This window comes from Streptosporangium brasiliense (assembly GCF_030811595.1).
Lineage (GTDB): Bacteria > Actinomycetota > Actinomycetes > Streptosporangiales > Streptosporangiaceae > Streptosporangium > Streptosporangium brasiliense.
This window is the reverse complement of record NZ_JAUSRB010000002.1, coordinates 6,760,717-6,785,104: the sequence shown is the minus strand read 5'-3', so window position 1 is coordinate 6,785,104 and position 24,388 is coordinate 6,760,717. Positions and strand designations below refer to the sequence as shown.

Below are 24,388 nucleotides of genomic sequence, written 5' to 3'. Positions count from 1 at the left end.
ACGTGCCCCCCGGTGCCAGGGTCTGACCCAGCTTGAGACTGGCCATGCTGCCTTCGTGATGACCTGTCGCCCTGGTGCCGGTGGCGCTGTCGATCGGGCGGGGGTGTGTCCCCATAGGGGCCTTGCCGTGCACCATCACAGTCCTGACCTCCCTCACCCGGTCGGTGCCTCTGTCATGACCGCACCTCCAGGAGGAGCACGTGAGCGTCGCCCCCGGCCGCCACCCCGTCACCACCCACTCCACCGACGATGAACGCGAAGAGGTCATCGTCGGCGTCGATACCCATACCGAGGCTCATGTCGCTGCCGTTCTCACAGTCCAGGGCGTCTTGGTCGGCACCCGCCCTTTTGCGGCCACCGCCTGCGGCTATGCCGAACTGCTGGCCTGGGCTCGCAGCCACGGGCGGTTGCACCGCGCCGGCGTGGAAGGCACCAGTTCCCACGGCACCGCCCTGACCCGCTACCTGCGCCGCCACCGGGTGCAGGTGATCGAGGTGAACCGGCCCGACCGGGCGGTGCGCCGCCGACGCGGCAAGACCGACGCCATTGACGCCGAAAACACCGCCCGTGCGGTCCTGTCCGGGCAGGCCAGCGCCGTGGCCAAGTCCGGTGACGGGGCGGTGGAGATGCTGCGCATGGTCAAGCTAGCTAAAGAGTCCGCGGTCAAGGCCCGCACCCAGGCCATCAACCAACTGCGCGCCATCGTGGCCCGCACCGAACCGCACCTGCGCGAATCGCTGGCCGGCCTGGGCCCAGCCACGCTGTTTCGCCGCTGCGCCGAGTTGCCCAGCGCCCAAGCCGACGACCTCACCACCGTCGCCACCGAGGTGCTGCGTATCCTGGCGCGGCGGATTCTGGCGCTCACCGAGGAGATCCGCTGCCACCAGCAGCGCATGCGCTCCATCATCACCGCCTGCGCACCACGGCTGCTGGAGCGGCACGGCATCGGCCCGGACACCGCCGCCGCGCTGCTCATCACCGCGGGCGACAACCCTGACCGGCTGACCAGCGAGGCTGCCTTCGCCGCTTTGTGCGGGGTCAACCCGATCGAGGCATCCTCCGGCAAGACCACCCGCCACCGACTCAACCGCGGGGGCGACCGACGTGGCAACAGCGCGCTCTACACCATCGTGTTGACCCGTCTGAGCCGCGACCAGCGCACCCGCGACTATGCCGAACGCCGCACCGGCGAGGGTAAATCGAAGAAGGAGATCATCCGCTGCCTCAAACGCTACGTCGCCCGCGAGGTCTTCCCGATCATCGCAGCGGCCCTGTCACCAGCGCAGTCTCCAGCGATCGCGGCTTGACAAGCATAGGGGCCTCATCACGCTCCATCTCCAGCTCAGCGCGTTCCCTGCTCCACTCGGCCCGCTGCCGGCGCAGCCGGGTCAGCTCTTCCCGCTCGGACTCGGCCAGCTCACCGGTGGCGTCTTGTTCACGGGCCAGGCGGTCCATCTGCATCCAGTTGGCCAGCGTGCCCGCGTTGATCCCCAGGTCTTTCGCGACCGAGGCGATCGATTTCCCGGACTCCCGCACGATGCGCACCGCACCCGCCCGAAACTCCGGATCGAAACTACGTCTGGTCTCTCCCATACCTCGACCTCCCCCTTAGGCCAGATCTCCACGTTACGAGGGGAGGCTCACTACTCATGCAGCAGAATCCACCAAATCCCTATCGAGTCAGCGCTTTAACGTATCCGGCCACTCCTGGCTGCGCCTGCACGACAAAAACAAACTCTGACTAAAAAAATCTTGGACTTTCTTTGGCGGTCCTTGGAGTTGCTAAAGAAGGATCGTCTTGACGATTTGATCGGCGCGAAGGGAGGAGCAGCAGCGTTCCACTTTTAATCCGCGCACTGTTCTTTGTCGTCAGGTGGGAGCACACTGCAAGCGCTCTCGATCCCTCCGGTCGTGATCATGTCTCGCACGGCATCGATCATCGAGGCGAAGCCCGGCTGGCGGATTATGATCAGGTCAGAGCACCAGAAGTACTGTCCGCCGAGGTTCTCGCCCGTGCCCTTCCAGCGGTCCATAACTCTGCTCACGACGTCGAGGGTCATGAAGGTGGCGTAGCGTCGGGTGCCGTCGGGAAGGGTGATGGTCGCGTCGGCCTCCTTGGCAGTCTCAGGTCCGCATCCTTCCCATCGGGGGATCAGCATCTCGAAGTCGGGCTCACTGACACGACAGAAGGGGCCGTCGATCTCGATCACGTGTCTCACTCCGTCCAGGGCGTCGAGGTACCGCAACGGGTACTGCAACAGAGGAGCAGGATGACTCACGCCCCCACCTGTCCAGCACTGCTCAGAACCATCTCCTAAGCTGCTGATCACGACTGGCATGGTCCCGATAAGGAAGCGGTCAGAACCTTGATCGCGTGCCAGATGCGTGCCAGAACAGGCGGGGAACCACGGTCACTCACGGGGAATCACGGGGACTCGACCCGCCCTGACCTGCACCCCCGTTTTTCCAGCTCAGGTCGGCAAGGTCAGTAGATGATTCCCAAGCTGACAGCGCGGGTCCGGTTCCCGTCACCCGCTCCACTTCAAAGGCCCTGGTCAGGGATGATTCCCTGACCAGGGCCTTGATTGTTCTATGGGCCTCGTCGACCTTCCGCGCCCACTACTCCCGGCTCCGGGGCCGAGCGGCTCGCCGAGCAGGAAGCCCGCGCCCTCATGAACGCTTACAGCCCGGACGCCCCTTTCCAGGATGACGCCGTGCGCGGTGAGACGGTCGGCCGGTGTGGTCAGCTCGACGGGGTCCCGGTCGAGCCGCTCTGTCCCGAACGGTACTGCCCCCGGATTCGGTCCGAAAGGCAACCGAATCCGGGGGAGCGTAACGTAGCCGTCGGTCAGCCGACGGCGTAGGCGCGAATGATCGTCTGGGTCAGGCCGGTGCCCGCCGTATCGGTCACCACCGCGCGGAGGGAGACGAAACCGGGCGTGCGCGGGTTCGGCAGCACGGCGGTCCAGCCCGAGCCGGTGCGGACGATCGGGACACGACGCCACTTCGCCCCGTCGTCGATGGACATCTCCACCTGGACCGACTCGGTCGCTGCCCCGGTGGAGCCAGGGTTGTGCTCGATCCACAGAGGCAGGCGGGTCACGCTGCCCGGCTTGGCGCGATTCGACTCATCCAGGCCGGTGGGGCTGTATCGGACCGCCGTCAGCGGCAGTGGCCGCTCCTTCGCCGTGGCCGCGGACCGGAACCTCCATACGGACTCCACGCCGGTGGAGAGTGTCGAGTGCGGAACCTGCCTGCGCATCGACGCGGTCAGCGTGTAGGCGCCGGGCTCGGAGGGAAGGTCGGCCTGGAGCTCGCATGCTTCCCTCTGGTAGACCTCACAGTTGGCGATGTCGGCCTTGGCCAGCACCTGCCCGTCTCTGGCGAGGGTGGCGGTGCCGGTGGCGGCGGTGTCCGAGCCCGTTCTGCCCGGCCCCCCGCCCGCGAACAGCCCCACCCCGGAGAAGGTCAGCTTGTCGCCGGTACGGCTGCCGCCCGGCAGCAGGAACGACGGACCGGTGACCGCGGTGTTCCAGACTTCACCGGTCTGCCCGCGCTTCATGAGCTTGCCGCCGTCGAAAATCAGGGAGGTGCCGACCTGAAGTCCGCTTTCGTAGGTCAGCCCGGGGGTCCGGTAGTGGATGAGCGTGCCGGGCAGGGGGATGTCACCGACCAGTGATGCCAGGAACGAGCCCGGGAAGTCCCCGACCTGTAGTCCGGCCATCGGCGTCCCCACGGCCGCCACTCCCGAGGCCCGGTAGGTCGCGGAGACCTTCGCCAGATCCTTCTGCCTGGCCTCGTAGACGGGATTCTCGGGAACGCCGTCGGTGCGACGGTCGACGAGATCGTAGACGTAGGGACTGGGAGACACGTCCTTGCTCAGCCACGTGGTTCTCAACGTGTAGGTCAGGCCTGGCCGGTGAACCGGCACGACGAAGAGCTCGGTGTTGACGTTCATGTTCGTCGACGACCACGAATTCCATGCGCCGTGGGCCAGCCCGAGGGCGAAACCACGCCGAGGCGTGGCGGTCGGATCGTCGAGCGTGACCTTGGTCGCCCTGCCCTGGCGTGTGTCCACCGTCAGTCGTCGGCTGCCTGCATCGACCTTCAGCGGGGAGTTGGCGACGGTGAGGTTAAACTTCCCGTCGATCCTCTCTCCGATCATGGTGTAGAGGTCCCAGTCGCCCTTGGGGAGCCGTACCGTGGCCATGCCGTTCCGGAACACCGGCGCGGTGACGGTCCCCGTCTTCGCGTCATAGATCTCAGCCGACCAGGGGTCGACCTGTTGGCCCTGCTTGCCGATGACGGCGATGGTGACGTCGTAGGACTCGGGCTCGACGTACGCACCCGCCAGGGTGCGGATCACGCTGTCGCCCGAGGTGGCGGTGATCGTCCCGGCATAGTCGCCGGGGGCCTTGCCGCTCGCGTCGATGCTGAGCGTGACCGACGCCTGTCCTCCGGCGGGCACGTCGAGCCGCCGGGCGCCGAGTTCGAGCACTTCTCCCTCGACGGTCAGGTCGAGGCTGACCGGGGCGTCGCCGGAGTTGGTGTAGGTGACGGTCCCGGTCTTCTTGCGTCCGTCCGGACCGTCCCAGGGGAAGGCGGCCCAGGTGCCCGCCGTCTGGGCCACGACCTGCTGCTTCAGGGCACGGACCACGTCCACCCGCCCGGTGCCCTGCTGGAACGGCGTGGCACCGGACGAAGGGGCGGCGCTGCCGACCAGAGCGGCCTTAAGCTGCTGCCCGGTCCAGTCGGGGTGCCGCTGGGCGAGGACGGCCGCGGCCCCGGCCACGTGCGGTGCGGCCATGGAGGTACCGCTCATCTTGACGTGAGCGCCGTCGGCGGTGCCCTCGGCCGCCGCCGCGACGATGTCGACCCCCGGTGCGGTGAGGTCCGGTTTGACGGCGTGGTCGCCTATGCGGGGGCCGGTGCTGGAGAACGAGGCCACCCGATCCTGCCTGTCGACGGCGCCGACCGCGAGGGCGGCGTCGGCGCTGGCGGGGCTGCTCACCGGCCGCCTCCCGCCGTCGTTCCCGGCGGCGACGACGAACAGTGTGCCCGTCTCCGCCGACAGCGTGTTCACCGCCTGTTCCAGGGGGTCGATCTCGGGCTGGTCGGCGTCACCCAGGCTCAGGTTGACGACCTTGGCCTTGACCTCGACGGCGGCCCACTCCATACCCGCCAGGATGGCGGAGTCGATCGGGCCGACGGCGTCGCCGACCTTGCCGATGGCGAGCCGCGCGCCGGGCGCCACGCCCCGGTACTTCTCCCCGGCGCCAGCGACGATCGAGGCGACGTGGGTGCCGTGGCCGAGGGTGTCGCGGATGTCGGGATCGGGACTGAAGTTGCGCTCCTGGGTGACGACGCCCTTCAGGTCGGGATGGTCAGGGTCGTAGCCGGAGTCGAGGACGGCGACCGTGACGCCCTCGCCGGTCATCCCCTGCTTCCACGCCTCGATGGCGCCGATCTGCTTGACGCTCTGATCGAGGCTGAAGGTGCGGCGGCCGTCCAGCCAGATCTTCGTCGTGCCCGCGGCCAGAGTACGGCCGCCGCCCGTCATCTCCTTCCACGCCTGAGCCGCGTCGCTCTTGGGCAGGCGGAGCGTGGTCATGCCAAGGCCGGCGAGTTGCCGGGTACCCTGCGCGCCCCTGAGCGCAGGGGCCAGGCCCGCATCCGACCGCGTGATCAGCGGGATGTCGCGGATCTCGGCGTCTCCGTACCGCCACTGCAGCAGTTGGGTGACGTCGAACAGCCGCCGGTCGAGCACCCCCTGGGCGACCAGGGGCTGGGCGTCGGACGGAATCACGTACAGATGCTTCTCACGTACCTGGCTCGTGAAGCCGACCTCCTGCCGGCCGGGCCCGGGCTCCACCCGGTGCCCGTGGCCGGTGACAATGACACGGTCACCGGTGATCAGGGTCACCCCGTTCGCCGGTTGGGAGGGAGGCTGCGGTGTCTGCGCCGGTGCTGGCGCCGGTGTGATGCCCACGATCGTTCCTGCCATGGCGACGGCAAGGAGCGACTTACCTAAACTCATGATCTGCCTTTGTGCGAGGGGAAATGGTCTCTTCCTGCGTTCAGCCATGGGCACGCGCCCGCCAGACCGTTCAGCCATGGGCACGCGCCCGCCAGATGCGAAACCTCCCAGGCCGCCCCGGTTGAACTCCGCTCATGGACGTGGGGGCAGCCCTCAGGACACGGCCGAGTCGCCCCGCCGTCTCCGTACGGGTGGTGGGAGCCTTCAGCCGTCGTCACCCAGCCCCCTACCGGGGAGGCTGGTCCGTCCAGTTGGTGGTCACCGAGATCAATTCATCAGTCGACGCCGTGCTTCCGTCGCCGGAGAGGAGGACGTTGGTGCGGGTCACCCGAGCGGTCTCGGGATCGACGACCAGTTTGATCTCCCGCCCGCCTTCGGGGTCGGGGATCAGCAGTTCCTGCCCACCTTCGACCACACCTCTGCTCTCGACTCCCGGTGTCGTGGCCAGCGCTCGGAACGCCGCAGAACGGACCTCCGAAGGCGTCGGCAGCTCCGAGATCAGCGAGAGCAGGGGAAAGAGCGGATCACCTCGCTGCTCGGACCGGCTCATGTCTCCGGCACTCCCCTTCCGCTCGGTGATCCGTGCTTTCAACGCCTCTGGATCCGTCGGCAGCCCTTCGAGATCCTCGAAGCTCACCTCGGCCCCCTTGAGTCTGAGCGAGAGCGGGGACGGTACGACGACGCCGGGAGGGTCACCCGGCTCGCCCTTGGTCCAGCGCCGGCCGTCACGCCTGGTCCAGCTCTCCATCGCCGGGATTTCCGGGTTTGACCACTCAGATCTGACGTACCAATAGGTCCCGGAACCTTGCGGCGTACGCTCCGCACTGGTGGCGGCCATGAGCAGGACCTCGCTGCCCGAGACCGGTGCGCCGGCGGGCGTGGTCACACCCATGGCGATCACGGCGACGACCGCCGCGGCGGCGGTGGCCAGGCCGACTCCCGGCATGAGCCACCCGATCCGCCGTCGCGCGCGGCCTCGCATCCTGTCCTGGAGCCGGCTCCTGCTGCGAGTGATCGCCTCGGTGGACGGCTCGGGCTTGGTCAGCAGGGTGGCGAGCGTGTCGAGGTCATCCATGGACTGTCTCCTTGTCGATGAGGGCGAGGATCTTCGCGCGCGCTCGGCTGAGCCTGGAGCCCACCGTGCCGATGGCGATGCCGAGCGCCTGGGCCACCTCCTCGTAGCCGAGCTGGCCCAGGGCCACGAGAAGCAGGACGTCGCGCTCGCCACCGGACAGGGCGGCAAGTGCCTTGGCCAGGTGCGGCTGCATGCGCTCAGCGGCGACGGAGGCGACGACCCGGCTCTCGTGGCCTTCCACGACGGGTTCCGGCCCCAGCCGGGCCAGCGCCCTGTAGTGGCGTGTCTCCTTGCGCCGGTGCCTGGCGATCAGGTTGGTGGCGATGCCGAACAGCCAGGGCCGCAGGCTCCCGCGTTCCGGGTCGAACCGGTCGCGCCGATCGAAGGCCAGCAGGAACGTCTCGGCAGTGATGTCCTCGGCGATCTGCGTGTCCAGGCGACCGGCCACGTACAGGTAAACGTCGCGGTAGTAGCGGTCGTGCACGATGACGAACAGGTCAGGGTCCCGCCAGCACTGGGCGACGAGTTCGGCATCGGTCACCTGTTCGCCCACTTCGGCGATCAAGTTCTTGTCTCCGACATAAGCCCGCCTTACGGGTGATGGTTACGATCACTCGTTCTTCGCCGCAAGCCAGGATCGTCTTCCCTCACGTGCGTTACGCCCAGTACGGGGCCGGGGCCCGCAAGCAGGGTGACTCACAGAAGGAACCACCAGGCGGCATCTTCACCGAGCCTGGTGATCACGGGCTGGGACGCTCGCGCGGCGGGTTCACCACCAAACTGCACCTAGCCGTCGAGCAGGGCCAAAAGCCCATGTCGATCGTGGTGACCGCTGGGCAGCGCGGGGACTCGCCGCAGTTCGAACCCGTCTTGGAGAAGATCCGCGTGCCCCGCATCGGGCCGGGGCGGCCACGTGTCCGTCCCCGTCGGGTCCGCGCCGACAAGGCATACGCCTCCCGCAGAAACCGCGCCTACCTGCGCCGCCGCGGAATCCGCTGCACCATCCCCGACAAAGCCGATCAGGCGCGCAACCGCCAGAAGCTCGGTTCCCGCGGCGGCCGACCACCGCATTTCGACCCAGCCGACCACCGCGAGCGTCACGCGGTCGAATGCGGGATCAACCGCCTCAAGAGGCACCGCGCCGTCGCCACGCGATACGACAAGCTGGCGGTCCGCTACGAGGCGACTGTCCTCATCGCTGCCATCAACGAGTGGCTGTGATCAGCGCCTCCACAGGGGTCCTACGCGACCCTGACCACGTACTTACCCTGGACGCCGCCCGCCTCCAGCGCCCGGTGTGCCGCTGCTGTCTCCTCCAGGGGGAAGACCGTGTCCACCGCGGGGCTCAGCTTGCCCTCGACCACATGGCGGGCGAGGTCGTCGAAGTCCGCCCGCATGGGGTTGCCGCTGAAGAAGCGCACCCGGCCGTGTCCGTGGACCGTGCTGGCCGCCAGATAGCCGAGCGACGCAGCGGGCCGTTTCAGGTCGAAGGCGATGGTGACCATGCGCCCGCCGGAATTCAGTAGGCGCCGGAAGACCCGCAGATCGGTCCCCACGGTGTCCAGGACCACGTCGAAGCGGCCCAGTTCCGCCGGCCGCACAGTCCGGTGGTCGACAGCCTTGTGCGCGCCGAGCCCGCGGACGAAGTCGAGGTTGGCTGCGCGGGCGAGGGCCGTGACCTCGGCGCCGTACGCCCGTCCGAGCTGGACGGCGGCGTTGCCGACACCGCCCGCCGCGCCCCGGACGAGGAGTCGTTCGCCGGGGCGCAGCCCGGCTTTGTCCCGCAGCGCGGTGATGGCCGTGGTGGCCACCGGCAGCGCGGCGGCGTCCACCAGGTCAAGGCCGTCGGGGAGCCGGCCGACCCGCTCGGCGGGCACGGTCACGTACTCGGCGGCGCTGCCGAACCCGGAGGCGCGGCCCAAGACCCCCCATACGCGGTCGCCGGCCGCGAACCGTGTGACTCCGGCACCCAGTGCGGCGACCTCGCCGGTGAAGTCCAAGCCGACGCGCTTGGGAAATTTCCGGCCGGTCAGGAGACGGAGACGGCCGGCACGGGCTGCCAGTTCGCCGCCGTTGACGCTGAACGCGCGCACCTGCACAAGGACCTCGCCGCGGGCCGGCTCGGGGCGTGGCACGCGGCCCGCGTAGAGCACATCGGGGCCACCGTAGCGGTCGTAGAGCACTGCCTTCATCATGCGGTCGTTCATCGTTCTGCCTTTGCCGCCGGGGGCCGTACAGGGGTCTGGCATCGACCGTAAGCTCTTAAACGGACGCAATCGTCCGTTTGGACCGGAAGCGAGAGACAGTGATAGCGGAATCCTCTCGGATCACAGCCCGGGACGGGGTGCGGGCGGACGCCCGGCGCAACCGGGAGCGCATCCTCGTCGCCGCCCGTGCGGTCTTTGCGGAGCACGGGATCGACGCCCCGATGGCGACCGTGGCCCGTCGGGCCGGGGTCGGCGTGGCGACGCTGTACCGGCATTTCCCGACCCGGGACGCTCTGGTGCGGGGCGCGTTCGCGCAGCAGATGGAGACCTGCGCGCGGGCGCTCACCGAGGCTCTGGCCGCCCCTGACCCGTGGCAGGGCTTCCAGCAGCTGGTTGAGACGGTCTGCACTCTGCAACGGGAGGAACGCGGGTTCCCAGCTGCGTTCGTCGCGGCCTTCCCGGAAAGCACGTCGGAACACGCGCAGTCCCGGCAACGAGCCGAGCGGGACTTCACGACCCTGGTACGCAGGGCCCAGGCGTCGGGCGCGCTGCGGGCCGATTTTCACCCTTCCGACCTCGCCGTGGTCCTGTTGGCACACTGCGGTCTGGTGACCGCCCTACCGGATGATGGTGCAGCGTCCCGGCGCCTGGTGGCCTATCTGCTCCAGTCGTTCCGGACCGACACGGCCAACAAACCGCTGCCTCCGCCGACTGCGCTGACACTACGCAGCCTCCCGATTGCAACTGACAGTTCCCAGGGGCAGCGGCCCCCCAGAGCCTGACATGAAACGGTACCTGCCGCAGGGCACGTCCAGTCCGACAACTCCACTTTCGCAACAGGCCTTAAGCTTGATCTTTAACCCGTACGTCGCGGACGCGGGTTAGCGGATTTCTTGATCCTCGGCTTCATCTTGATGCTCTCCGAGCTGGTCAGTCCCGTGGCGGTGTAGACGTCGTGGCGTGGGGCAGGCTGGTTGTTGCGCCGGCCGGGTGGCCGTCCCGGCCCAGGCCGGGAGGGTTTCGGCGCTTGGGCGGGGCTGGGTGTGGCCGCGCGCAGGTGCCGAAACCCTCGACGGACGCGGGCGGGCGAAGGGGGTTGAGCAGCAACCGAACGGCCAGTGACGTTAGGCGAGCCGCCGGGGCTCGGGTTATCATCACTGGCCGTTCTGATGCGGGTGGTCGCTCGTCCTGTCCCTCGCCGGCGGCTAGCCTCGCACGTGCAGGCCGAAACCCTTGCGGCCCGGCGCTTCCAGGCCCTCCTTCAACCGCAGTGATGGGATCTCGTAGTCACCGAAGTTCTGGCGCCGGAACGCGATCGGCTCGGTCGTCTCCAGCGACAGCAGCCGCTCCTTCCATGCCTTGGCGGCGTCCTCGAAGTCACCGTCGGTGATCCTGTCGCTGCCGTACAGCACGAACGGCGGCAGCACCTCCATACCCGGGTAGTACAGAATCCCGTGGTGGATCGGGAACAGCAGGTCCTCGATCGGGCCGTTGATGCCGCGATCGGTGTAGTGGGACTCCGGGCCCCCGACGGTTACCGACAGGATCGTCCGCCGCCCCTGCAGCGTCCCCTCACCGAAACGCTCGCCGTACCGGGTCTCGTCGTGCACTCCGACGCCGTACGCGAAGCGGAAGGAGAACACCCGGTCCACCCAGCCTTTGAGGATCGCCGGCATCGTGTACCACCACATCGGGAACTGGAAGATCACCGTGTCGGCCCACAGTAGCTTCTCCTGCTCGGCCGCCACGTCGGGCGTGAGCGCGCCGGCATCGTATGCCCCGGCCGAACTCGGTATCACCTGCAGCGGGCTCGTGGCGTGCTCGCCGAAGTCGGCCGCGTCCACCACGGCCTTCCAGTTCATCGTGTACAGGTCGCTCACCCGCACCTCGTGCCCGGCGGCTTCGAGAGTGGACACGGCGAGGTCCTTCAAGGAGCCGTTCAGCGAACGGGGCTCGGGGTGGGCGTAGACGATGAGCGTCTTCATGGCTGTTCCCTTCAACGAGGTGTGTCGCCATTGATGCTCGACCGCCGAGGCCGCGTCATTCAGGGGCGCCTCTTCCATCGGACGGGACTTCCTGGTACTGGCAGGACCACCTTCACCTGCGCAATCAGAGCCACAATGGGGCGCATGGACGATCTCGCGGGCTTCCTGCGCACCCGACGTTCCCGGGTCGACCCTTCCGCCGCCGGCATCCCCGTCGACAGCCGCCGCCGCGTCGAAGGGCTGCGCCGCGAAGAGGTCGCGCACCTGTCCGGGGTCAGCGTCGACTACTACGTACGCCTGGAGCAGGGCCGCGCCACCCAGCCCTCCGAACAGGTCCTCGACGCGCTCGCCCGTGTCTTCGGACTCGATGAGACCGAACGCGGGCACCTGTCCCGGCTTGCGCGGCAGCGCCGCCGCCGCGCGAAGTCTCCCAGCGGGCGCCTGCGGCCGGAGCTGCTGCGCGTACTTGACCTGGTCACCGACGCGCCCGCCCTGATCATGGACCACCGGCTGGACGTGGTCGCCGGGAACCGCCTCGCCGGGCTCCTCTACGGTCGGGAGATGCCGGGCTTGAACACCGCCCGGCACATCTTCCTCGAGGAGGCCGAGCGCGGCCTGTACGCCGACTGGGAGACCTGCACCCTCGACGTAGTCGGGCACCTGCGCCTGGCGGCCGGGAAATACCCCGACGACCCGCGCCTGGCCTCGCTTGTCGGCGAGCTGGCGATGGGCAGCGAGCGCTTCCGCCGCCTCTGGGCCCGCGCGGACGTACGGGCCCGCACACATGGACGCAAGGCGTACCGGCACCCACTGGTCGGACTGCTGGAACTGCACCAGGAGAACTTCGCGCTGCCGGGTGAATCGGGCATGGAGCTGCTGGTGCTGTCCGCGGCACCCGGGAGCCCCACCGAGGACGGGCTGCGCCTGCTGGGCGCGCTCAGTGGTAATGGACATCCCACGGTGAAGGCCTGCCGGTAACGAATGTGTCATGAGCCGCAAGAAGCCGTTGGGGTCAGCGGCGGCGATCGGCGGGGTTGTCTTCGCGGGTGTTGCGTTCGTCGGCGTCTGCGCCGAGGCCGGCGTGGTGGCCGAGGGTGGCAGGCAGGCATGCCTGGGATTTAGCTGGAGTTCGGGCGCGGAGGGGTGTCCGGGCATCGGGAAGAGAGCCCTCCTTTCCTTGTCAGTCAGCTCCTCCCAGGTCGGGCGAGCGCCCTGTCGTGGGCGAGGCGCTGGCGAGCCCTGGCCAGGGCCAGGACATGCGGGTCGTCGAGCGGGATCTGGGGCAGCGGCATGGCGCTCTCCTCAAAGAGTCGAGGGCTGGTCAGTGGGCTTGCCCTCGGTGGCCGCGAGGGTCTTGTGGACGACGCCGACGGAGACGTTGACTCCGGCGGCGATGGTGCGGATGGATTCGCCGCGCTGGCGGCGGGCCAGGATAGCGGCGCGTTTGTCGTCGTCGACCACGGGTCGGCGGCCTCCGACGCGGCCGCGTTTGCGGGCGGCGTCCAGGCCGTTCTTGGTCTTGCGGGTGATGTCGCGGCGGCGGTCTTCAGCCAGGGCGAGCGCGAGGTCGAGGATGAGGGAGCGTTCGGTGTGCTCGCCGGACGCGATGCCTTCCAGGACCTTGACGCCGACGCCGCGGTGGAACAGGTCGGTGAGGACGATGAGTCCTTCCAAGAGGTTGCGGCCGAGGCGGTCGACCTCCTGGACGGTCAGCAGGTCGCCATCGCGGATGTAGGACAGCGCGTTCAGCAGCGCGGGCCGGTCATCGGTGGCGAGCTTGCCGCTGATCTTCTCCTCGAAGACCTTCCAGCAGATCGGATCGAGGGCGTCGTGCTGCCGCTGGGTGTTCTGCTTGTCGGTGCTGACCCGGACCAGGCCGATGAGCGCCATAGAAAGAGCGCCTTCCGTTCATCAAACGTGTGGTGCGAGGTAGCTGAACACTATTGGAAGATGAACGGCAAGATGAACGCTTTGACGAGTTACGGTGGCTCGCCCGGACGTGCTCCCGATGACGTTCATCAGACGTTCGTTACTGAGGTTGAACTCGTGGTGTCGTAGGGGCTGATGGCTCGTCGTCCGTGCGGTATCACCGGGGCATGCGGTATCCACAAGGAGGCGGGCTGACTGCCGAACGGCAACAGTTTCGCGAGGAGTTGCGGCTCAAGGCGGCCGAGCGGTTCGCCCAGGGCGAGGCGACCTCAGTCATCGCCAAGGCCCTGCGCGTCAACGTCCGCTCGGTACAACGGTGGCGGCAGAAGTGGGAGGAGGGCGGTCCGCAGGCCCTGCGGTCGCAGGGGCCGGCATCGCTGCCGAGGCTGAGCGAGGAGCAGTTCGCGCAGTTGGAGGCAGAGCTGGCCAAGGGGTCTGCCGCGCACGGCTGGGAGGACCAGCGCTGGACACTGGCGCGGATCAAGACGGTGATCGGTCGGTGCTTCCACATGGTCTACACGATCCAGGGCGTGCGGAAACTGCTGGCGCGTAACGGCTGGTCCTGGCAGGTCCCGGCCCGACGGGCCATCGAGCGGGACGACGAGGCGGTCGCTGGGTGGGTCAAGGAGGTGTGGCCCTGCCCGAAACCCTCGTCGAGGCGGTGAGCCGGCGGTGAGCGCGCGGTGAGCCCTCCCGTAGAAGCTCTCCTCATGAAGAACATCAACGTCCTGATCTCCGGCTCCTCCGTCGCCGGCCCCGCGCTCGCCTACTGGCTCCACCGGCACGGTTTCACCCCCACGATCGTGGAACGCGCCCCCGCCCTGCGCGACGGCGGCTACGCCGTCGACTTCCGGGGCGAGGCGCACCTGTCGGTCCTTCGCCAGATGGGCCTCCTGGCCGACATCGAACGCAGCAAGACCGGCGTGGGCGCCATGTCGTACGTCAACAGCGCCGGGAAAACGCAGGCCAAGCTGCCCGCCGATCTGTTCGCCGGAGACGTCGAGATTCTCCGGGGCGACCTGGCCCGCATCCTCTACGACGCCACCAAGGAACACACCGAGTACATCTTCGGAGACTCCATCACCTCTCTCACCGAGGACGCCCACGGCGTGACCGTCACCTTCGAACGCGGCGCGCCCCGCAGATTCGACCTGGTGATCGGCGCCGACGGACTGCACTCCAACACCCGCCGCCTGGCGTTCGGGCCGGAGGAGCAGTTCGTCAAGCACCTCGGCGTCCACTGCGCGATCTTCACCACGGCCAACCACCTCGGGCTCGACCACACCGGCCACGCCTACCGCACCGCGGGCAGGCTCGTCGCGATGTACAGCGCCCGCCACAACACCGAGGCCAAGGCCGTTTTCTACTTCGCCTCACCGATGCTGGACCTCGACCGCCGCGACGTGGCACGCCAGCAGGCCGTCCTCGCCGAGCAGTTCGCCGGGAACGGCTGGCAGAGCGACCGGCTGCTGCACGACATGCGGTACGCGCCCGACTTCTACTTCGACTCGGTCGGCCAGGTCCACATGGACACCTGGAGTCGCGGCCGGGTCGCCCTGGTTGGGGACGCCGCCTACTGCCCCTCCTCCCTGTCGGGCATGGGCTCCGGCCTCGCGCTGGTCGGCGCGTACATCCTCGCGGGAGAGCTGGCCGCCGCGCACGGCGACCACCGCGTCGCGTTCTCCCGCTACGAGCAGGAGATGCGCGAGTACGCGACGGGCTGCCAGAAGATGGGCGACGGCGTCGCCAAACTCATGGTCCCCGGCAACCAACTGCTGGCCTCACTCCTCAACCGCTACTACAAGATCATGCCCTACCTGCCGGGCAAGAACATGGCCACCAAAATCGCCCGCAAGGCCGCCGAGAACATCACGCTACGCGACTACCGCGACCTCGCCAGGCGCTAACTGTATTGATCCGCAGTGAGAAGGGCATCCGCTGGGGCGGTCGGCCCGCACCGGCAGCCTGAACCCCTCACCCAATCCGGTGATCGTTTCTGGTCACAGCCCTAGTGCTGCATTCCTGAATGGGAGTGGAGATCCCTATCGACCTGGGGTGATGATGGTCTCAGGGGGGATTGCCATGCCGAAACTGCTGTACGCGCGTCCGCCGGTGGACGCCGAGGAGGACCGGCAGATCCGCAAGCTGGCCGGCGCCCGTCATGCCCCGGCCGACTGGATCATGAGAGCGCAGATGATCGTGTTCAGCTGGCAGGGCCTGCGCACCAGCGCCATCGCGGCCAAGCTCGGCTGTCACATGCAGACCGTGCGCGAGCGGATCGAGCGATTCAACGCCGAGGGCCTGGCCGGACTGGGCGACCGGCCCGGGACGGGTCGCAAACCACGGATCACCGAGGTCGAACGCGGACAGCTCATCGCGTTGGCGCGCTCGACCCCGCCCGGACGCCTGACCCGCGACGCGGCCGGCGACCTGGCCGCCACCGACGACAGCGGCCCGGCGCAGTGGACGCTGGACAGCCTGACCGCCGCCGCCCGCGCGCAGGGCATCGTCATCGCGCGCAGCCAGGTCCGCCGGATCCTGCGAGCGGAGAAGGTCCGCTGGCGACACACCCGCTCCTGGACCGAATCGACCGATCCGGACTTCGCCCCAAAAGAGCCACGATCATCGGCCTCTACACCCAGCCGCCGGCCGCGACCACGGTGATCTGCGCCGACGAGCTGGGGCCGGTGACCCCGCGCACCTTCGCACCCGCGCCCGCCTGGTCTCCCGACGGGCACCGGATCAAAGCCAGGTTGGAGTATTCACGCGGCACCGACAAGACCTGGGTCTACGGCGCGCTGCGCATCCGTGACGGCACCGAGCTCACCTTCTGCGCGCCCTCACGCAACAGCGACGGCTGGATCCAGTTGCTGGCCCGCATCGCAAAAGCCAACCGGCGTGGCGCGATCGTCGTCATCACCGACAACCTGTCCAGCCACTTCAGCTGGAAGGTCCGCCAATGGCTGGTCCGTCACCCGCGGATCCGTCAGGTGTTCATCCCGGTCAAGGCGTGCTGGCTGAACCTGGCCGAGGGCTGGTGGCGACTGCTACGCAAGGCGGCGTTCGCCGGGCAGACCTTCGCCGACGCCGTCGAGATCGCCCACGCGGTCGCCCTTGCCACCGCCCAGCTCAACGCCCACGCCCAGCCCTGGATCTGGGGGCGACCACCGCCACGGCCCCGGATCCTGCGCCGCAAGTTCGTCTACCTGCTTTGAGGAACGCAGCACTAGGGCGGCCAGCTCGGCGAAGCCGATCACGCGCGGCCGGCCGGTCTTTCTTGCCGGGCAGCGTGGCACCAGTGGCCTCGCGGCGCCTGGCGGCGGTCATACCCTCGGCCTGGCGCTCGGCTCGCAGCTCCAGTTCGTATTCCGCGGCCGCGGCCAGGACGCGAACATGAACCGGCCCTCTTTGGCGCCCAGATCGAAGTTCGCTTCATCTCACGCACCATGACGATCACGCACTGGTGCGGGACGGCCTGCTTGATGGTGCGGGCGTACTCCATCGCCTGAGTGAACACCGGCCGCGTTGCCGGGGAGCATGCGCAGGATCAAGTCGACGGCGTTCCCCGAGTGGACTCCTGGAGTCAGGACTTCCTGTAAGAGCAGGCCGCGGATCGCGGCAATGGTGACGGTGGCCATGGTCAGCGCTTCCCCGGTGTCGTGCCCTTCGCGTTCCGCGAGTGAGGCCAGCATTTTGGTCAGGTCGTCGAGCGAGTCGATGAACTCACGGAAGTCCTCCGGCCTGTACGCGGCCAGTCCTACGACGTGGAAGAAGCCGCGGACACGCGACAACTGCTCCGGGCGGGTGTAGGTCCGCCAGATCGCCACGACGAGGTTGGCAAAGGTGCCCTGCTGGGCGGCTGCGAAGAGGGCCTCGTTGTCACGAGATCGCTGTGCCTTGAGCATGGCCGCCAGGACGCCCGGGAGTGACCCGAAGTGGTATCGCAGGAGGGCATGGCTGGTCTCGGTCCGGGCGGCGATCTCGCGGAGCGACACCTCCGGTGAGGGAAGGGCCTCGTCGAAGGCGTCGAGGAGCCGGGCCAGGAGGCGCTCGCGTGCGTCGCCTTTGCGTTCCGAGGTTGACAGGATCACTCCCACAGTTTATCCATTGGAAAAGATTGCTGGCGGTGCCGTGTTGCTTCGTACATGGTCGCAGTCAGCTCGCGACGGCGGAGGGAACGATTCGTGGGACGTTTGCAGGTGGTCGGCGCGGCGGTCGCCGACGGGACGGGGCGCGACCCCATAGACGTCGACGTCACCGTCGAAGACGGGTGGATCACCCAGCTCGGGGCCTCCGGTGACGAACCCGGTGAGCGGCTCGACGCCGGGGGACTGACGATGACGCCCGGCCTGATCGACGCGCACGTTCACCTGGGCCTGTCGAGCCCGATCCAGCCGCAGTTCTCGTTCCAGATCAGTGCCGCCGAGATCGCGGCGGACATCTTCGCCACGGCCGGCGCAGCGCTCGACGCCGGCTTCACGACCGTCCGGGACACCGGCGGGATCGACGGCGGCGTCGTCACCACGATCGCGAAGGGCAAGGTCAGGGGACCGCGCGTCCTGTCGTGCGGACCTGTGCAGTGCCAGATCGGTGGGCACGGCTACTACGGAGCCGACTGGGAACCCACCGAGCTGTGGAGCGGCCATCACCTTCCGGGTCTGTGTGCCCTGTCCATGATGTCGGGCAACGCGGACGAGCTGCGAGGCAACGTACGTGAGGCCTTCCGCCGCGGAGCCTCCTTCCTGAAGCTCTGCGTGACCGGGGGAGTGGTCAGCGCTCACGACCGGCTGACCGACACCCAGTTCACCGTGGAGGAGATCGCTGTCGCTGTGCAGGAAGCCGCGGCACGGGGCACTTACGTGACGGTTCACGCCCACAACAATGAGGGCATTCGGAACGCGGTCGAGGCCGGGGCGCGCTGTGTCGAGCACGGCACCGACCTCGATGAGCCCACGGCCACCTTGATGGCCACGCGCGGGGTCGCCCTTGTGCCCACGTTCGCCGTCGTCGAGCGACTGCTGCACGACCCCGCGGAAGCCGGCCTCGGCGAGTCGGTCCGCGATCGTGTGTTGGGTGTCCGTGAGCGGATGACCGAGGCGCTCGCTGCCGCCAAGGAGGCCGGGGTGCGGATCGGGCTGGGTTCCGATCTCATCGGTCCGGCTCAGGACCGCCGAGGTGAAGAGCTCAAGTTGCGCGCGGAGCTGGAGACGCCGATGGAAGCTCTCGTGGCGGCCACGAAGACCAACGCCGAGATCCTCGGCCTGTCGGACCAGGTGGGGGTCATCGCTCCCGGCATGCAGGCAGACCTCGTGCTCTGGAACGGCAACCCGCTCGAAGATCCGAAGCTCTTCGCCGACCCCGCCAACGCCGTCCTCGTCGTCCAGGCCGGACGCGTGGTGAAGGACCTGCGATGAGCGCCATGTGGCAGGGCTGCCTCGCCGACACCGACTACTTCGAGCTGCGTTCCAGCGGTGGGTACGACTACGGCGTCTGGGTCACCACGCCACCGGGCTACGACCCCGCCACGACGCCGGCGCCCGCGGTGTACGTGCTCGACGGCAATTGGGCCGTGGGCATGACGGCTCCGCTCATCGTCACCCAGCTGGACCCCATGCAGCAGATCCAGCCCTATATCCAGGTCAGCGTCGGTTACGCGGGCGAGGAAGCACAACACTGGGCACGGCTGCGCAACAGAGACCTCGTGCCCCCCGGCGAGCCCATCGCCCAGGAGTTCATCGATGCCGTGGAGAAGGGATTCCAAGCGGGTGTGATGACGCGCGAGGAAGCCGACGCCTACCTCGCCGAGTTGAGCGACACCCACGCCGATGCGTTCCTGAGCTTCCTCACCGCGGAACTGCACCCGCGGATCGAAGGCGACTACGGCACAGCCGCGAGCGGTCACGGCCTTTACGGCTACTCCTACGGCGGACTTTTCAGCCTCTACACCTGGCTCTCCGGCAGCACGCTCTTCGAGAGCGTCGGAGCGGGCAGCCCCGGCGTCGTCAGTACGGACAGTCAGGTCTTCGCCCAGCTCGAAGAGCTGGGGGACAGCCGGCGTGCGGCCAGGCTGCACGTGACCTTCAACGTCCAGGAGCTTCTCGGCGACCTGGCCGTCTACCAGAGCATCACGAAGAACACGGCCACCCTCCTGCACCGCCTCACCTCACGCAGTGGAGCCGTCACCAGCGCGATCCTGGACGAAACGCACGTGACCGGCCTGCAGGCCTCGTTCCTCAGTTATCTCAGGACCTGCCGTGCCCGGTAAGCGCACGGATGTCGTGGTGATCGGGTCGGGGGTGATCGGCGCGTCGGTCGCCTTGGAACTCGCCCGCCGTGACTGGCAGGTGACGGTGGTCGACAAGGCCGGAGGAGCCGGCCACGGCTCCACGAGTGCGTCCAGCGCGGTGGTGCGGTTCAACTTCTCCACCGCCGCGGGCGTCGCCACCGCCTGGGAGGCGCACTTCGGCTGGAGGTCGTGGGCGGAGCACCTTGGCCACGATGTCGGGCCGTTAGCTCGGTACGTACGGTGCGGGATGGCGATGCTGGACGTGGACGTGGCTCCTCGGTCGGTGTACCTGCCGTTGTTCCAGAACGCGGGTATCCCGTTCGAGGAGTGGACGAGTGCGGACCTGTCGGAGCGGATCCCGGGTATCGACGTCGGCAGGTACTGGCCACCGAAACGTATCGACGACGACGAGTTCTGGGCCGAGACCGAAACCACGCTGGGTGCCGTGTACACACCTGATGCGGGGTTCGTGAACGATCCGCAACTGGCGGCGCAGAATCTGGCCGCCGCCGCGCGGGCACACGGTGCCGAGTTCCGGTTCCATGCGTCGGTGCGCGGGATCGAACGGGCCCATGGCCAAGTCACCGCGGTGACACTCGCGGACGGGAGCAGGATCCCCTGCGGCGTGGTGGTCAACGCCGCAGGCCCATGGTCGACCCGCATCAACGAGTTGGCCTCGGTCGGATCCGACTTCACCGTGGGATGCCGGCCGTTACGGCAGGAGGTCGCGCACGTCGCGGCCCCCGTGGGTTTCGGCGCCGACAACCACGCCGGGATCTGCGTCGCGGACATGGACCTGGGTGTCTACCTGCGCGGTGAGGCCGGCGGGGGACTGCTGGTCGGTGGTACGGAACCGGAATGCGACCCGCTGCAGTGGGTGGACGACCCGGATGCCGTCACTGCGCATCCGACGACGGCGGTGTTCGAGGCCCAGGTGACGAGGGCTGCGCGACGGCTACCGGCGTTGGAGATACCGAATCGGGCTCGCGGGGTCGTGGGAGTCTACGACGTCGCCGACGACTGGACGCCGATCTACGACCGTACGGAGCTGGACGGGTTCTACGTCGCCATGGGGACGAGCGGCAACCAGTTCAAGAACGCACCGGTCGTCGGCAAGTTCCTCGCCGCGATCATCGAACAGACCGAGAACGGCGTAGATCACGACGAACGGCCGGTGCGATTCGTCGGCGAGCACACCGGCCTGGCCATAGACCTTTCGGCGTTCTCCCGCAAGCGTCCCCCCGGCACCGAGAACTCAGGCACAGTCCTGGGCTGATGCGCCTTCTTGGCATCTCGTCCACTAATGTCATCCGCCTGGGAGTCGTCGGCTGAATCCGTACGGTGTCGGTTGTGGCGCGTCCAGGACCGTCCGCAGTGGAGATCCACTTACCCTGGCGGTGTCCGGTCGAATGAGGAGCCATAGCCGGTGCAGGACCTTGCCCGGCGGCGAGGTCAGAAGCACCCACGGGCAGCAGTCGCACTGCGGCGAACGTGTTGGTCACGGTGAGATAAGCCAAGCGAAGAGGCACGGTCGATCATTCTGCCGCTTGTTCCACACATGCGCTCCTAATGTCTGGATCGAGAGGATTCAGTCGATCCACCACGGCTCGACAGCACTCTTCAAAAGGGCACACCGTGGCGACGCCGTCAGCTCGCACGTCACCCGGGCGGGATCACCCAGAGCAAGACCGCTGTCCCTGCCGTATTTCCTCAAGGTCACCGACCTGGACCTGGCGACCATCGGGCTGCTGGTCAGCGTGACCACAGCGCTGACCCTGCCGGCGCCGATCGTCGTCGGACGGCTGGCCGATCGGTTCGGGCCGCGACTGGTGGTTGCCGACGGCCAGGCGCTGCAAGGGCTCGGCTCCCTGCTCTACCTGACGGTCTCCGGGGCGGGCTCGCTGGTGGCCGCCGTCCTCGTGACGATGGTGGGGTCGCGGGTCTACTGGTCCTCGATCTTCACGCTCATCGCCGATCATACCGACCGTGCGGACGCCGGGTCGGCGGAGGCGAAAGATCACTGGTACGCGCGCACGGGGATGATCAGGGAAGCAGGCGCCGGCGGCCAGGCATTGCTGGCCAGTGCGATGCTCGCCTTCGACTCCACGGGCGTCTACGACGAGCTGATCCTGGGCAGCGCGCTGGCGTTCCTGGCCGCCGCGCTGATGGTCGTGCTCGCGGTGCCGGCGCTGCCGCATGCACCGCCACCGGCGGACCGTCCTTCCGGGCACCGGGCGCTGCTGCGTGACCGGCCCTACCTCGCGCTGATCGGGACGTGCATGATCTTCGCCCTGTGCAGCACCTTCCTCGCCCTGTCGCTGCCTGTCTACGTCGTCCAGGGCCTGTCCAGCCCCGACTGGGTACCCGGCCCTCTACAGGGGCGGGCTGGGCTCGCCGAGGGCGGCCGGAGCGGCTGCCGGCCACCTACCACCGCACCCACGGGATCACCTATTTCCATGGGTGCTACTCCGTCGGCGAGGACACGTTGTGGGGGGTCAACCGGCGCCGCAAGGGCATCGACCGCACCTGGGCCGCCTTGAGATCGATCCGCGCCGCCCGCCCCGATGGCGCTCCGATCTACGTCATCCTGGACAACCTGTCGGCGCACAAGAACTGGCGCATCCGCGCCTGGGCGAGGAAGAACAAGGTCGAGTTGTGTTTCACCCCGACCTACGCGTCCTGGGCCAACCCGATCGAGGCGCACTTCGGGCCGCTGCGGCAGTTCACCATCGCCGGCTCCGACCACCCCAACCATGTGGTGCAGACCCGGGCCCTGCATGCCTATCTGCGCTGGCGCAACGCCAACGCCCGCCACCCCGACGTGCTGGCCGCCCAGCGCCGCGAACGCGCCCGTGTCCGCAGCGAAAAGGGCATCCGCTTCGGCGGACGCCCTTTCATCTTCGCCGCATGATCACCCAACCCGGCAAACGTTTCCGGTCATCGCACTAGTGGTCGCGCCCGTTAATTCGTCGGGGATGGCGGGTTGAGCCAGGCCGTAGTGTCGCCGAGGTAGAGGCCACAGGCGCAGTCGAGGGCTTCCTGCGGGGTGCCGGCCGGGTAGCCGGTGGACAGGACGGACTTCTCGTAGTCGTCGTGGCTGGCGCGGTAAATGGCGAACCCCCAGCTGGTGGCGGATCCAGCGTAGCGGAGCCGGCAGAGCGGCAGGGTGGTGCCATCGGGGAGCCGGCCGGCGACATAGGCGAACTCGCCGTGATAGCGGACGGTGATGCCGGCGAGCTGAGGCCAGCGCTCGCGTGCCCTGGCGGCCAGGCGCTGGCGTAGCGAGGTCATGGTCGACTCAGGTGGCCTTGCCATACGGCCATCGTGCCCTACCCGCCTGGCTGCACCATGGAGGGCATGCCCTCCAGTCCCTATGTCATATGCCTTGGCGACGCTGAGCGCGCTGAGCTGGAGTCCCTGTCCCGGCGCGGCTCAGCGCCGTTTCGCCTGGTGCTGCGATCACAGATTGTGCTGCTCGCCGCGGCGGGCACAGCGAACCGGATGATCGCGGAGCGACTGGGCATCTGCCAGGACACGGCCCGCAAATGGCGGCGTCGGTACTGTGAACAGGGCATCGAGGGGCTGGCCGACGCGCCGCGCCCCGGCAGGCCGCGCGTGTTCTCCGCCCGCATCGTGGCCGGGGTCAAGGCCCTCGCGTGCGAGATGCCCACCTCGAGCGGAACTCCCCTGGCCCGATGGACCTGCCCCGAGCTGGCCCGCCATACGGCAGCCAGCGGCATCGCTCCCGCGCCCTCGGCGTCCACCGTGCGCCGCTGGCTCGCCGACGACGCCCTGAAGCCCTGGCAGCACCGGTCGTGGATCTTTCCTCGTGACCCGCACTTCGCCCTCAAGGCATCCCGCGTCCTGGACCTCTACCAGCGGGAATGGGAAGGGGAGCCGCTCGGTGAGGACGAGTACGTGCTCAGCGCCGACGAGAAGCCCGGCGTCCAGGCCCGCATGCGCATCCACCTCCCGCTCCCACCGGGGCCGGGGCGGGCGATGCGGATCGAGAGCGAGTACCACCGCTTCGGCACCCTCGCCTACCTGGCCGCCTACGACGTCCATCATGCCCGGGTCATGGGTCGGTGCGAGCCAACCACTGGCATCAGGCCGTTCACCGCGCTCGTGGACCAGGTGATGCAGAGCGAGCCATACGCTTCGGCCAGGCGGGTCTTTTGGGTCGTGGACAACGGCTCCTCGCACCGGAACTGGGCGGCGGCAGCCCGGCTCAGCGACGCCTACCCGAACGCCCAGATGGTCCATCTGCCCGTCCACGCCTCCTGGCTCAACCAGATCGAGGTCTACTTCTCCGTCATCCAGCGCAAGCTCCTCAGCCCCGACGACTTTGAGGACCTCGATGAGCTCGCCGCCCAAATCCTCGCCTTCGAGAACCACTACAACGCCGCAGCCAGGCCCTTCGACTGGAAGTTCACCCGCACCGACCTCAACCGCCTCCTGGCACGCATCAGACAGCACGACCGGCATGCACCGCACCCGCTGGCCGGATGATCCCCGACGAATTAACGGGCGCGACCACTAGTGTCATCCACCTGATATTCGTCGGCAATATTGAGCGAGGGATTCGAGGATCTCCTCGGCCGTCTTGGTCCACGCGAACGGCTTGGGGGCCTCGTTCCACTGGTCCATCCAGGCGCGGATGTCCACGCAGGCCCGTGCCGCCGGGCCCGACGTGGTGAAGATCGCGCAAGATCCGGGGCCGGAGCCAGAACACGGTGCAGCCGCAAGTACGGCCAGCCAAAAGCGGAACAACGCCGCCCCGACCGTCACGCCCCTGCCGTGCACCGAGCTCCCGCCGAGGCACCGGAGAGAATCGCCCAGGGCACGGCGCATAGCCACTCCTCCGGCGAC

The 24,388-nt window shown here is 68.3% G+C and carries 22 protein-coding genes and 2 pseudogenes; 14 read left to right on the top strand and 10 right to left on the bottom strand.

The window, feature by feature from the left end:
* Window positions 1–200: 200 nt before the first annotated feature.
* The gene (locus tag J2S55_RS39685) at window positions 201–1,307 is read left to right on the top strand and encodes an IS110 family RNA-guided transposase (RefSeq protein ID WP_306871868.1); all 1,107 of its coding nucleotides are present in this window, start codon (window positions 201–203) and stop codon (window positions 1,305–1,307) included.
* Here the strand turns inward: J2S55_RS39685 and J2S55_RS39680 are convergent.
* The 5 genes from J2S55_RS39680 to J2S55_RS39660 form a co-directional block, all read right to left on the bottom strand.
* Window positions 1,258–1,593: a transposase gene (locus J2S55_RS39680; protein ID WP_306871866.1), complete on the bottom strand. Its 336-nt coding sequence runs from the start codon at window positions 1,591–1,593 to the stop codon at window positions 1,258–1,260. The two genes, J2S55_RS39685 and J2S55_RS39680, sit on opposite strands and share 50 nt — an antisense overlap.
* Before the next feature lie 251 nt (window positions 1,594–1,844).
* Window positions 1,845–2,210: a hypothetical protein gene (locus tag J2S55_RS39675; protein WP_306871863.1), complete on the bottom strand. Its 366-nt coding sequence runs from the start codon at window positions 2,208–2,210 to the stop codon at window positions 1,845–1,847.
* A gap of 638 nt (window positions 2,211–2,848) precedes the next feature.
* The gene (locus tag J2S55_RS39670) at window positions 2,849–5,806 is read right to left on the bottom strand and encodes a S8 family serine peptidase (RefSeq protein ID WP_306871861.1); all 2,958 of its coding nucleotides are present in this window, start codon (window positions 5,804–5,806) and stop codon (window positions 2,849–2,851) included.
* Between the two features lie 457 nt (window positions 5,807–6,263).
* Window positions 6,264–7,112: a CU044_5270 family protein gene (locus J2S55_RS39665; protein WP_306871859.1), complete on the bottom strand. Its 849-nt coding sequence runs from the start codon at window positions 7,110–7,112 to the stop codon at window positions 6,264–6,266.
* Window positions 7,105–7,677, bottom strand: a complete 573-nt coding sequence (locus tag J2S55_RS39660; RefSeq protein ID WP_306871857.1) for an RNA polymerase sigma factor — start codon at window positions 7,675–7,677, stop codon at window positions 7,105–7,107. Before J2S55_RS39660 ends, J2S55_RS39665 begins: the two co-directional genes overlap by 8 nt.
* Window positions 7,678–7,763: 86 nt before the next feature.
* Here J2S55_RS39660 and J2S55_RS39655 point away from each other — a divergent pair, with 86 nt between their 5' ends.
* Window positions 7,764–8,333, top strand: a complete 570-nt coding sequence (locus J2S55_RS39655; RefSeq protein ID WP_370879746.1) for an IS5 family transposase — start codon at window positions 7,764–7,766, stop codon at window positions 8,331–8,333.
* 20 nt (window positions 8,334–8,353) lie between these two features.
* Here the strand turns inward: J2S55_RS39655 and J2S55_RS39650 are convergent, their stop codons facing one another.
* A complete protein-coding gene (locus tag J2S55_RS39650) occupies window positions 8,354–9,319 on the bottom strand; it encodes an NAD(P)-dependent alcohol dehydrogenase (RefSeq protein WP_306871854.1) in 966 nt (321 codons plus the stop codon).
* Between the two features lie 137 nt (window positions 9,320–9,456).
* Between J2S55_RS39650 and J2S55_RS39645 the strand changes: the two genes are divergently transcribed.
* Entirely contained in the window at window positions 9,457–10,101 is a 645-nt protein-coding gene (locus J2S55_RS39645; protein WP_306871852.1) for a TetR/AcrR family transcriptional regulator, read from the top strand.
* A 423-nt stretch (window positions 10,102–10,524) separates the two neighbouring features.
* On the opposite strand, the gene J2S55_RS39640 is transcribed toward J2S55_RS39645, so the two are convergent.
* Window positions 10,525–11,304 (bottom strand): NAD(P)H-dependent oxidoreductase, encoded by a 780-nt coding sequence (locus J2S55_RS39640; RefSeq protein WP_306871851.1) that lies wholly within the window; start codon window positions 11,302–11,304, stop codon window positions 10,525–10,527.
* A gap of 144 nt (window positions 11,305–11,448) precedes the next feature.
* On the opposite strand from J2S55_RS39640, the gene J2S55_RS39635 reads away from it, so the two are divergent.
* Window positions 11,449–12,282, top strand: coding sequence for a helix-turn-helix transcriptional regulator (locus J2S55_RS39635; protein WP_306871849.1), 834 nt, complete (start codon window positions 11,449–11,451; stop codon window positions 12,280–12,282).
* A 324-nt stretch (window positions 12,283–12,606) separates the two neighbouring features.
* Here J2S55_RS39635 and J2S55_RS39630 read toward each other — a convergent pair whose 3' ends face one another.
* On the bottom strand, window positions 12,607–13,194 hold the full coding sequence (locus J2S55_RS39630; protein WP_306871846.1) for a recombinase family protein: 588 nt from the start codon (window positions 13,192–13,194) through the stop codon (window positions 12,607–12,609).
* Between the two features lie 206 nt (window positions 13,195–13,400).
* On the opposite strand from J2S55_RS39630, the gene J2S55_RS39625 reads away from it, so the two are divergent.
* The 4 genes from J2S55_RS39625 to J2S55_RS39610 all read left to right on the top strand — a co-directional run bounded on the left by J2S55_RS39625 (window position 13,401) and on the right by J2S55_RS39610 (window position 16,448).
* Complete coding sequence (locus tag J2S55_RS39625; protein ID WP_306871843.1) at window positions 13,401–13,898, top strand: helix-turn-helix domain-containing protein; 498 nt, start codon at window positions 13,401–13,403, stop codon at window positions 13,896–13,898.
* A 45-nt stretch (window positions 13,899–13,943) separates the two neighbouring features.
* The gene (locus tag J2S55_RS39620; RefSeq protein WP_306871842.1) at window positions 13,944–15,140 is read left to right on the top strand and encodes an FAD-dependent monooxygenase; all 1,197 of its coding nucleotides are present in this window, start codon (window positions 13,944–13,946) and stop codon (window positions 15,138–15,140) included.
* A 175-nt stretch (window positions 15,141–15,315) separates the two neighbouring features.
* Window positions 15,316–15,897, top strand: coding sequence for a helix-turn-helix domain-containing protein (locus J2S55_RS39615; protein WP_306871840.1), 582 nt, complete (start codon window positions 15,316–15,318; stop codon window positions 15,895–15,897).
* A complete protein-coding gene (locus J2S55_RS39610) occupies window positions 15,894–16,448 on the top strand; it encodes a transposase (protein WP_306871839.1) in 555 nt (184 codons plus the stop codon). Before J2S55_RS39615 ends, J2S55_RS39610 begins: the two co-directional genes overlap by 4 nt.
* Before the next feature lie 222 nt (window positions 16,449–16,670).
* Here the strand turns inward: J2S55_RS39610 and J2S55_RS39605 are convergent, their stop codons facing one another.
* A complete protein-coding gene (locus J2S55_RS39605) occupies window positions 16,671–17,330 on the bottom strand; it encodes a TetR/AcrR family transcriptional regulator (protein ID WP_306871838.1) in 660 nt (219 codons plus the stop codon).
* A gap of 87 nt (window positions 17,331–17,417) precedes the next feature.
* Here J2S55_RS39605 and J2S55_RS39600 point away from each other — a divergent pair, with 87 nt between their 5' ends.
* From J2S55_RS39600 to J2S55_RS39580, 5 genes and pseudogenes are all read left to right on the top strand, one after another.
* Window positions 17,418–18,647 carry a metal-dependent hydrolase family protein gene (locus J2S55_RS39600; RefSeq protein ID WP_306871836.1) on the top strand — a complete coding sequence of 410 codons (1,230 nt, stop codon included), beginning with the start codon at window positions 17,418–17,420 and terminating at the stop codon, window positions 18,645–18,647.
* A complete protein-coding gene (locus tag J2S55_RS39595; protein WP_306871835.1) occupies window positions 18,644–19,498 on the top strand; it encodes an alpha/beta hydrolase in 855 nt (284 codons plus the stop codon). Before J2S55_RS39600 ends, J2S55_RS39595 begins: the two co-directional genes overlap by 4 nt.
* Window positions 19,488–20,795, top strand: coding sequence for an NAD(P)/FAD-dependent oxidoreductase (locus tag J2S55_RS39590; protein ID WP_306871833.1), 1,308 nt, complete (start codon window positions 19,488–19,490; stop codon window positions 20,793–20,795). The genes J2S55_RS39595 and J2S55_RS39590 overlap by 11 nt, the downstream gene beginning before the upstream one ends.
* A 133-nt stretch (window positions 20,796–20,928) precedes the next feature.
* Window positions 20,929–21,855 (top strand): annotated as a pseudogene (locus tag J2S55_RS39585) (MFS transporter); the annotation flags it as partial.
* A 20-nt stretch (window positions 21,856–21,875) separates the two neighbouring features.
* A pseudogene (locus J2S55_RS39580) lies at window positions 21,876–22,430 on the top strand (transposase); the annotation flags it as partial.
* A gap of 50 nt (window positions 22,431–22,480) precedes the next feature.
* Here J2S55_RS39580 and J2S55_RS39575 read toward each other — a convergent pair.
* On the bottom strand, window positions 22,481–22,834 hold the full coding sequence (locus J2S55_RS39575) for a hypothetical protein (protein WP_306863763.1): 354 nt from the start codon (window positions 22,832–22,834) through the stop codon (window positions 22,481–22,483).
* A 33-nt stretch (window positions 22,835–22,867) separates the two neighbouring features.
* Here J2S55_RS39575 and J2S55_RS39570 point away from each other — a divergent pair, with 33 nt between their 5' ends.
* Window positions 22,868–24,028 (top strand): IS630 family transposase, encoded by a 1,161-nt coding sequence (locus J2S55_RS39570; RefSeq protein WP_306875770.1) that lies wholly within the window; start codon window positions 22,868–22,870, stop codon window positions 24,026–24,028.
* Window positions 24,029–24,388 lie beyond the last annotated feature (360 nt).